The sequence below is a fragment of the Gemmatimonas sp. genome, from assembly GCF_044345575.1.
Lineage (GTDB): Bacteria > Gemmatimonadota > Gemmatimonadetes > Gemmatimonadales > Gemmatimonadaceae > Gemmatimonas.
In genome coordinates, this window is record NZ_JBIJAW010000170.1 from 1 (window position 1) to 7,123 (window position 7,123).

Below are 7,123 nucleotides of genomic sequence, written 5' to 3' on the forward strand. Positions count from 1 at the left end.
GAACTCATGGAAGACCCGGCGGCAATGCTGGTGTATTGAGCGCGTAACGCCACTGAGGGCTGACGGCTGATAACTGAAAGCTCCCCCGAGGATCTCGTGATCTTCGGGGGAGCTTTCAGTTTTCGGCCGTCAGTCCTCAGTTCCTCACCCCCAGACGCACCACGACGCCCCTAAGCGTTTCCGCCGGGACGTCGGGCTTCGTCAGCACACGTTTTCAACGCGAGGGTTGGGGCCGCCGCTGACGATGTATGGGCTACTGTGTATGTATGGCGCCCGGGGAGGGCGCGCCGTCAGCAGCAAGACGACATCGCTCCCCGATGGTAACAGGGGGTTCAGCCGGGCCGGAAGCCCCTCGCCCGTCACGAATGCCGTCCGGTCGCCTGCGCGCCGATCCGTATTTCCGGCTAAATCTCGTATACCGGTTACCACCACGACAGCCAGCGGGGGGCGTGTGACTATCTTCCACGCATGACCTCCCCAACGACCCAGACCGCCGACGTCCTCGTCCTCGGCGGTGGCCCGGGCGGCTATGTGGCCGCCATTCGCGCTGCGCAGCTCGGCTTCTCCGTCACCTGCATCGAGGCCGACAAAACGCTCGGCGGCACCTGCGTGACCGTCGGGTGCATTCCGTCCAAGGCGCTGCTCCAGTCGAGCGAGCACTACGAGTGGCTCCGTCTCCACGCCGCCGAACATGGCGTGAAGGTGGACGGCGCCAGCATCGACCTGCCGGCCATGATGGCCCGCAAGACCGACGTGGTGGCGCAAAACACCAAGGGGATCGAGTTCCTGTTCCGCAAGAACAAGGTCACCTGGGCCAAGGGCTTCGGCACGCTCAAGCCGAACAATGTGATCGACGTGCAGGGTGCCGACGGCTCGGTCACGAGCTGGCAGGGGACGCACGTGATCATCGCCACCGGATCCGTACCCGTTCAGCTGCCGTTCCTGCCGTTCGACGAGACGCGTGTGCTATCGAATGTGGGTGCGCTGCAGATCCCCGAGGTGCCGAAGCATCTCATCGTGATCGGCGGCGGCGTGATCGGCCTCGAACTGGGCTCGGTGTGGCGCCGGCTTGGGGCGAAGGTGACGGTGGTGGAGTACGCCCCCACCATTCTCCCCGGCAACGACGACGATGTGGTGAAGGAGGCCGACCGCATCTTCCGCAAGCAGGGGCTCGAGATCCACACCGGCACGAAGGTGACCGGTGGGGACGTGCGCGAAGACGGGGTGACCATTCACGTGGAGAAGGACGGCGCGGCGTCGAGCATCGAAGGTGACTACGTGCTCGTGAGCGTCGGCCGTCGCCCGTCGCTGAGCGGCGTGGACGCCGCCGCGCTCGGCCTGCAGCTCGGCCAGCGCGGCGAGATCGTGGTGAACGACCAGATGCGCACCAATCTCCCCAACGTGTTTGCGATCGGTGACGTGGTGGGCGGCAAGCTGCTCGCCCACAAGGCCGAAGACGAAGGGGTGATCGCCGCCGAGGTGATCGCCGGCAAGCCGGTGCACATGCACTACCGCACGATGCCGGGCGTGGTGTACACGTGGCCGGAAATCGCCACGGTGGGGCTCACGGAGCAGGAAGTGAAGGCGAGCGGCCGCGCGTACCGCGTGGGCAAGTTTCCGTTCAGCGCCAACGGCCGTGCGCGCACGATGGGCGAGACCCAGGGGTTCGTGAAGTTCGTGGTGGACCAGACCACCGACGAAATTCTGGGCTGCCACATGATCGGCCCGCACGTGGCCGACAACCTCGCGCAGGTGGTGCTCGCGATGGAGTACCGTGGCAGCGCCGAGGACATCGCGATCACGGTGCACTCACACCCGACGCTGAGCGAGACGGTGAAGGAAGCGGCGCTGAGTGCCTTGGGTCGCGCGATTCACATGTGATCGCGGGTACCTGCAAATACAAACGCCGCCGGGTTTCCCCGGCGGCGTTTGTTCATCTCGGGCGAACTCAGTCCGCGAGCGGGGCCTTGCCCGGCAGTGCGGCCATGATGTTGGCCATGAGATGCGCCGGCGCCTTCACGTGACGCATGGTGTCGGTGTCCTTGGCCACGCGAGCCCAGAACTGCACCGCTTTGTCGTTGGCTTCGCGGGCGTCAGCCTCGGAGGCCTCACCGTCGAGCCACATGTTGACGGCATCAGTGATCGTATCGGCCGCGGCAACCTCGGGCAGCGGGACCTCGCGATCGGCCACGGGACGATCGGCAGACACCGCCGCGTCACGGGTATCGCGGACCTTCTGATTGAGGTTCTCGTGCGCTTCGTGTCGGTCGAGCATCACGCGTATTTCTCCTCGAGCAGGGCCTGAAGTGCTTCACGTGCCCGATGCACGCGCATCTTCAGGGCGCCAACGGTAGTACCCAGGAGGTCCGCCATTTCCTCGTACGAGCGACCTTCAACGTGCTTCATGATGAAGGCCTCGCGGAGACTTGGCGCCAGCTGCGCGAGTGCTGCATCGAGGTCCTGCCGCAGTTCAGTGCGGTCGAGGTCCTCATCGGGAGTCGCGTAGCCGGAGGGCTGATCGTCTTCGTCGTAGCTCAGGTGCGTGCGCCGAATGTTCTTCAGCCAATCCTTGCACCCGTTGGCAACGATCCGGAACAGCCAGGCATCGAATCGCCCACGCACCTCACCAAGATGGTGATATGCCTTGATGAACGATGTCTGAAGAATATCCTCGGCGACGTCGGGACTACCCGTCATTCCAATTGCATGCCGGTAGAGCGGATCACTATACCGGCCAATCAGCAACGCGAACGCGTCGCGATCCCCCGCAAGAACCCGGGAGATGACGTCCTGGTCGTTATCGACGTCGTTTGGTGGGATTTCAGATTCCGTCATAGTCACGGCGCTAGGATAACGCCGTTTGGACGGGTACGACACCCCTGCCGCACAACGATCGGCGGGATCGGCTCCCGCAGCGACCAAAACGTCTGCTGCTCGTCTCGTGGGAAGGACGACGGGTTCACGAAGACGTCACAGACATATCACGAATCTTGCGCCGCGCGTGGCCCATCGTTCTCGAATGAACGCCACCCTTTTTCCCGCACGGTGACGGTGTGCTCGCCACACGCCGGCGGCCCGAGGCGAACGGTTCCATTCCAGAGCGGCGGAAGCCCTACCCGGGCCGCGTCGGTGATACTGACATCGTCCGCCAGCAACTGTTCGGCGACCGCTTCCTGCACCGTACGGACGAGGCCGCATGGCACGCCCACCCGATCAAGCCGCGCGATCCAGTCCCCTGCCGACTGTGTCACGAGTTGCTCGGCCAACTGGGCGACCACCCGCTCCCGCTGAGCGAGCCGCCCGGCGTTGGTCGCCAGCGCGGGGTCATCAGCCAGCGCATCGAGCCCGAGCGCCCGCATGGCCGCCAACCACTGGCTGTCGGTGCCCACGGCGATCACGAACGGGCGATCGGCCGCGCGGAACAGCTGGTACGGGACGAGGTTGGCGTGCGCATTGCCCCAGCGCCGTGCGTCGCTCCCGCTCACCAGGCTGTTCTGGGCCACGTTCACGAGCGCCGCGATCGCGCTCGATTGCAGGGTGACGTGCACCCGACGCGCTTCTGGGGGAAGCATCCGCGTTCCTGACCGGTCCCGGGCCGACAGCGCGGCCAGGATCCCGATCGCGGCATCCTTGCCGGTGGTCACGTCGACCATCGCCACCCCCACCTTCATGGGGGCACCAGTGGGCTCACCGGTGATCGCCATCCACCCTCCTTCGGCCTGAACCACGAAATCGTAGCCGGGGCGTTGGCTCTCCGGTCCGAATCCGGAGATCGTACACCAAATGAGTCGCTGATTTTGCGCCAGCAACGCGTCAGCATCGATTCCGTTTCGCGCGAGTACGCCGGGAAGGAAGTTCTCCACCACCACATCGCATTCGGCGATCAGCTGCAGGAGCAGCGCCAGGTCGGCGGGATCGGTGAAGCTGGCAGCCAGCGACAGCTTGTTGCGGTTGGCGCTCAGGAAGTAGGCCGATTGCCCGTTTTCCGCGAAGGGCGGCCCCCAACCGCGGGTGTCGTCACCCGATCCCGGGCGTTCGACCTTGATGACCGACGCCCCGAGGTCGCCCAGCATCATCGCGCACAGCGGTCCGGCAAGAACCCGGGAGAGGTCGAGGACACGTATTCCTTCGAGTGGCTGTGATGCCATGATGTCTTTTTACTGACTTGTTAAAGGCGCGAAAAAATCAGAGAATATTGAGATAGACGGCGCATTTTGACATCTTCAGCCGACCGCGCCCCTCCCCGCTTCGCCTGCATTATATGTGCGCCGACCTCGCAAAGCACGTCTGGATACCTTGCATAGATCACTGAAAATCATATAGTTACCCCGTTCCGGTGGACGCGGACCACTCGGTGGCTCGGGATGAAGACAGCCTTCGCCCTCCGAATTCCGTTTAGCGACCACCTCTACCTCCATGTCTGGCGGAAGGAGTGCGCTCCACCTATGGCCGATTTGCCGCAGGCTGACGACGAAACGCTCACGGAAGGCGACGCGCCTCCAGCTGCTCCGGCTCCCCGCCGCGGCCCCGGCCATCGGGCAGCCGACGCCCGGGACACGGCCGCGGAAATGGCCGCTCGTGCACATGAGATCAGCCTCGAGGCTGGCAGCCGGATGGCCGGCGCCATGCGCGATGTGGTGGGGGCGGCTGCGGGTTTGAGCTCCTTCGTGATCGAAAGCGCGCGCGATCTCATCAATTACATGGTGCGTCGCGGCCAGATGAATCAGGACGAGGCCGACACGCTGATTGCGCAGGCCGAGGCCGCGTATATCGCCAAGCATGGCTCGCTGCCGGCTCCCCAGCCGAAGGCGGCACCGCCGAAGCCGGTACCGCTGGGCCAGATGCCCAAGGCCGTGCAGGCCCCGGCGGCGGCGGCCGAAGCGGCGCTCGAGGCCCGCGCTGCCATGCGCATCGAACCGCAGAAGCCCTCGGACAAGGTGACGTTCGCCCCGCTGCCGCCCAAGCCGGCGCCGAAGCCCAAGGCGGAGCCGAAGATCGAGGAGAAGCCGGAACCCACGGTAGAGGCCAAGCCGGCGGCCAAGCCGGCGGCCAAGCCGGCGGCCAAGCCTGCGGCGAAGGCCGCGGCAAAGGTCGAGCCGAAGGCGGCCGCGAAGCCCGCGCCCGCGCCGGCCAAGCCCGCCGCCAAGGCAGCTCCGGCGGCCAAGGCCCCGGTGAAGCCGGCGGCGGCGGCGAAGCCCTCGGCCAAGGCTCCGGCGAAGGCGCCGGCGAAGGCCCCGGCAAAGGCCCCCGCGAAGGCCCCCGCGAAGGCGCCCGCCAAGGCTCCGGCGAAGCCGGTGGCCAAGGCGCCGGCCAAGCCGGCCGCGAAGACCCCCGCCAAGGCTCCTGCCAAAAAGGCCCCGGCCAAGAAGAAGTAAGTCGGCGTGATCGTCGCGTCGGCACCAACCCGCCTCGACTTCGGCGGGGGATGGACAGATGTCCCTCCCTTCCCCGAAGAGCGAGGCGGGTTCGTTTGTAACCTGGCGATCGAGCGCCGGGCCACGGTGACCCTCGTGGCGGTCGACGACCCCTCGCCGCCGGCCGACGCCCTCGTCGCCGCTGCGCTGCGCCGAGCCGGGCTTTCGGGCGTGCAGGTCCGGCTCACGAGTGATTTCCCTGTGGCCGCCGGGCTTGGTGGGTCGTCGGCGGCCGGTGTGGCGCTGCAGGCCGCCATCGCAGCATGGCGCGGGGAGCGCTGGCAGCCCACCGACCTGGCGGAACGGAGCCGAGCCACGGAGGTGGACGAGTTGGGCGTGGCAGGGGGCTTTCAGGATCACTATGCCGCGGCCCTTGGCGGAGCGCTGGGGCTCACCCTGGGACGCACCCGCCACGCCGAGCGGCTCGCACTCACGGCGGCGGCCACGACGGCGCTCGAAGCACGCTGCTGCGTGATCTACACCGGGGAATCCCGCATCTCCGCCGACACCATCACCGCCGTGCTCGCCGCCTATCGCGATCGGGTCCCGCGCGTGGTGCAGGCGCTCGACCGTATGCGGGCGCTGGCACGGGGCATGGCCGAGTCGCTGCTGACGGGCAATGTGAGCGAGCTCGCGGAGCTGGTGAGTGAGCACTGGGTCCACCAGCAGTCGCTGCATCCGGGCATCACCACCGCGCGCATCACGCAGCTCGAAGCGGCGGTGCGTGCGGCCGGCGCCACGGGCTTCAAGGCGCTGGGGGCGAGCGGGGGCGGATGCGTGGTGGCGATCGCGCCGGTGGGGGCGATGTCAGCTGTTCGCCGTGCGGCGGCGCCGTTGGGGGAGGTACTCGAGTGGCGGGTGGCGAGGCAGGGGGTGGTGGTATCCGCTTCGGACGTCGCGGCGAGCGACTGACCGGCGGCGACCTCTGCACCCAGCGTACGACTGACGGCGGCTCCGTTCAGGGTTGAGGGTTGAGGGTTGAGGGTTGTGGGTAGAGGGTTGTGGGTGGGTGCGGGGCACAACACCAACCCACAACTCTGAACGCACGACCCGTTACCCTGAACGGCGGTGCTGTCAGCCCCCGCCGAGTGCCTGGGCCGCCCGTAGTTCCGCCTCCCCCGAGTGTACGACTAGACTGCAGTTGTGCCCTTTCCAATCGCTCCCCTCGACCTCACCACCGCTCTCTGCGCGATCGACTCGCGCAATCCCAGCCTCGTGCCTGGTGCCCCGGGGGAACGGGACGTCGCGATGTTTCTCGCGAACATGCTCGACGAATGGGGCTTCGCGGTCACGACGCACGAGATCGCGCCGCAGCGCGTCAACGTGGTGGCGCGCATCGGCGCCGCCGGGGTATCGCCGCTCGTCCTGAACGGGCATCTCGATGTGGTCGGCACGGACGGCATGACGCATGCCCCGTTCGCCCCCGAAGTGCGGGACGGCAATCTGTACGCGCGCGGGAGCACCGACATGAAGGGCGGGATCGCCGCGATGTGCGTGGCGGCCGCGCGCGCGGCGCAGCGCGGCACGCTGCACCGCGAGCTCGTGATCGCCGCCGTGTGCGACGAGGAGTTCGCGAGCATCGGCACGAGCGCGCTGCTCGCCGATGGACTGCAGGCCACGGGCGCGATCATCACCGAACCCACGCGGCTGGCGGTGGTGCCGGCGCACAAGGGATTCGCCTGGCTCACCGTCACCGTACACGGGCGCGC

7 protein-coding genes are annotated in these 7,123 nt (G+C 67.2%); 4 read left to right on the plus strand and 3 right to left on the minus strand.

Going from position 1 to position 7,123, the window contains the following annotated elements:
- Positions 1-468 precede the first annotated feature (468 nt).
- Positions 469-1,881 carry a dihydrolipoyl dehydrogenase gene (gene lpdA, locus ACIQ6O_RS10660; RefSeq protein WP_396207770.1) on the plus strand — a complete coding sequence of 471 codons (1,413 nt, stop codon included), beginning with the start codon at positions 469-471 and terminating at the stop codon, positions 1,879-1,881.
- Positions 1,882-1,948: 67 nt separating this feature from the next.
- On the opposite strand, the gene ACIQ6O_RS10665 is transcribed toward lpdA, so the two are convergent.
- From ACIQ6O_RS10665 to ACIQ6O_RS10675, 3 genes are all read right to left on the minus strand, one after another.
- The gene (locus tag ACIQ6O_RS10665; RefSeq protein ID WP_396207771.1) at positions 1,949-2,275 is read right to left on the minus strand and encodes a hypothetical protein; all 327 of its coding nucleotides are present in this window, start codon (positions 2,273-2,275) and stop codon (positions 1,949-1,951) included.
- Positions 2,275-2,835 carry an RNA polymerase sigma factor gene (locus ACIQ6O_RS10670; RefSeq protein ID WP_396207776.1) on the minus strand — a complete coding sequence of 187 codons (561 nt, stop codon included), beginning with the start codon at positions 2,833-2,835 and terminating at the stop codon, positions 2,275-2,277. Before ACIQ6O_RS10670 ends, ACIQ6O_RS10665 begins: the two co-directional genes overlap by 1 nt.
- 146 nt (positions 2,836-2,981) lie before the next feature.
- Positions 2,982-4,148 carry a CaiB/BaiF CoA transferase family protein gene (locus tag ACIQ6O_RS10675; RefSeq protein WP_396207772.1) on the minus strand — a complete coding sequence of 389 codons (1,167 nt, stop codon included), beginning with the start codon at positions 4,146-4,148 and terminating at the stop codon, positions 2,982-2,984.
- Positions 4,149-4,445: 297 nt separating this feature from the next.
- Here ACIQ6O_RS10675 and ACIQ6O_RS10680 point away from each other — a divergent pair, with 297 nt between their 5' ends.
- The 3 genes from ACIQ6O_RS10680 to ACIQ6O_RS10690 form a co-directional block, all read left to right on the plus strand.
- Complete coding sequence (locus ACIQ6O_RS10680) at positions 4,446-5,375, plus strand: hypothetical protein (protein WP_396207773.1); 930 nt, start codon at positions 4,446-4,448, stop codon at positions 5,373-5,375.
- Positions 5,376-5,381: 6 nt separating this feature from the next.
- Positions 5,382-6,326 (plus strand): hypothetical protein, encoded by a 945-nt coding sequence (locus ACIQ6O_RS10685; protein WP_396207774.1) that lies wholly within the window; start codon positions 5,382-5,384, stop codon positions 6,324-6,326.
- A 231-nt stretch (positions 6,327-6,557) separates the two neighbouring features.
- The coding region (locus ACIQ6O_RS10690; RefSeq protein WP_396207775.1) for a M20/M25/M40 family metallo-hydrolase at positions 6,558-7,123 on the plus strand (566 nt) is incomplete at its 3' end.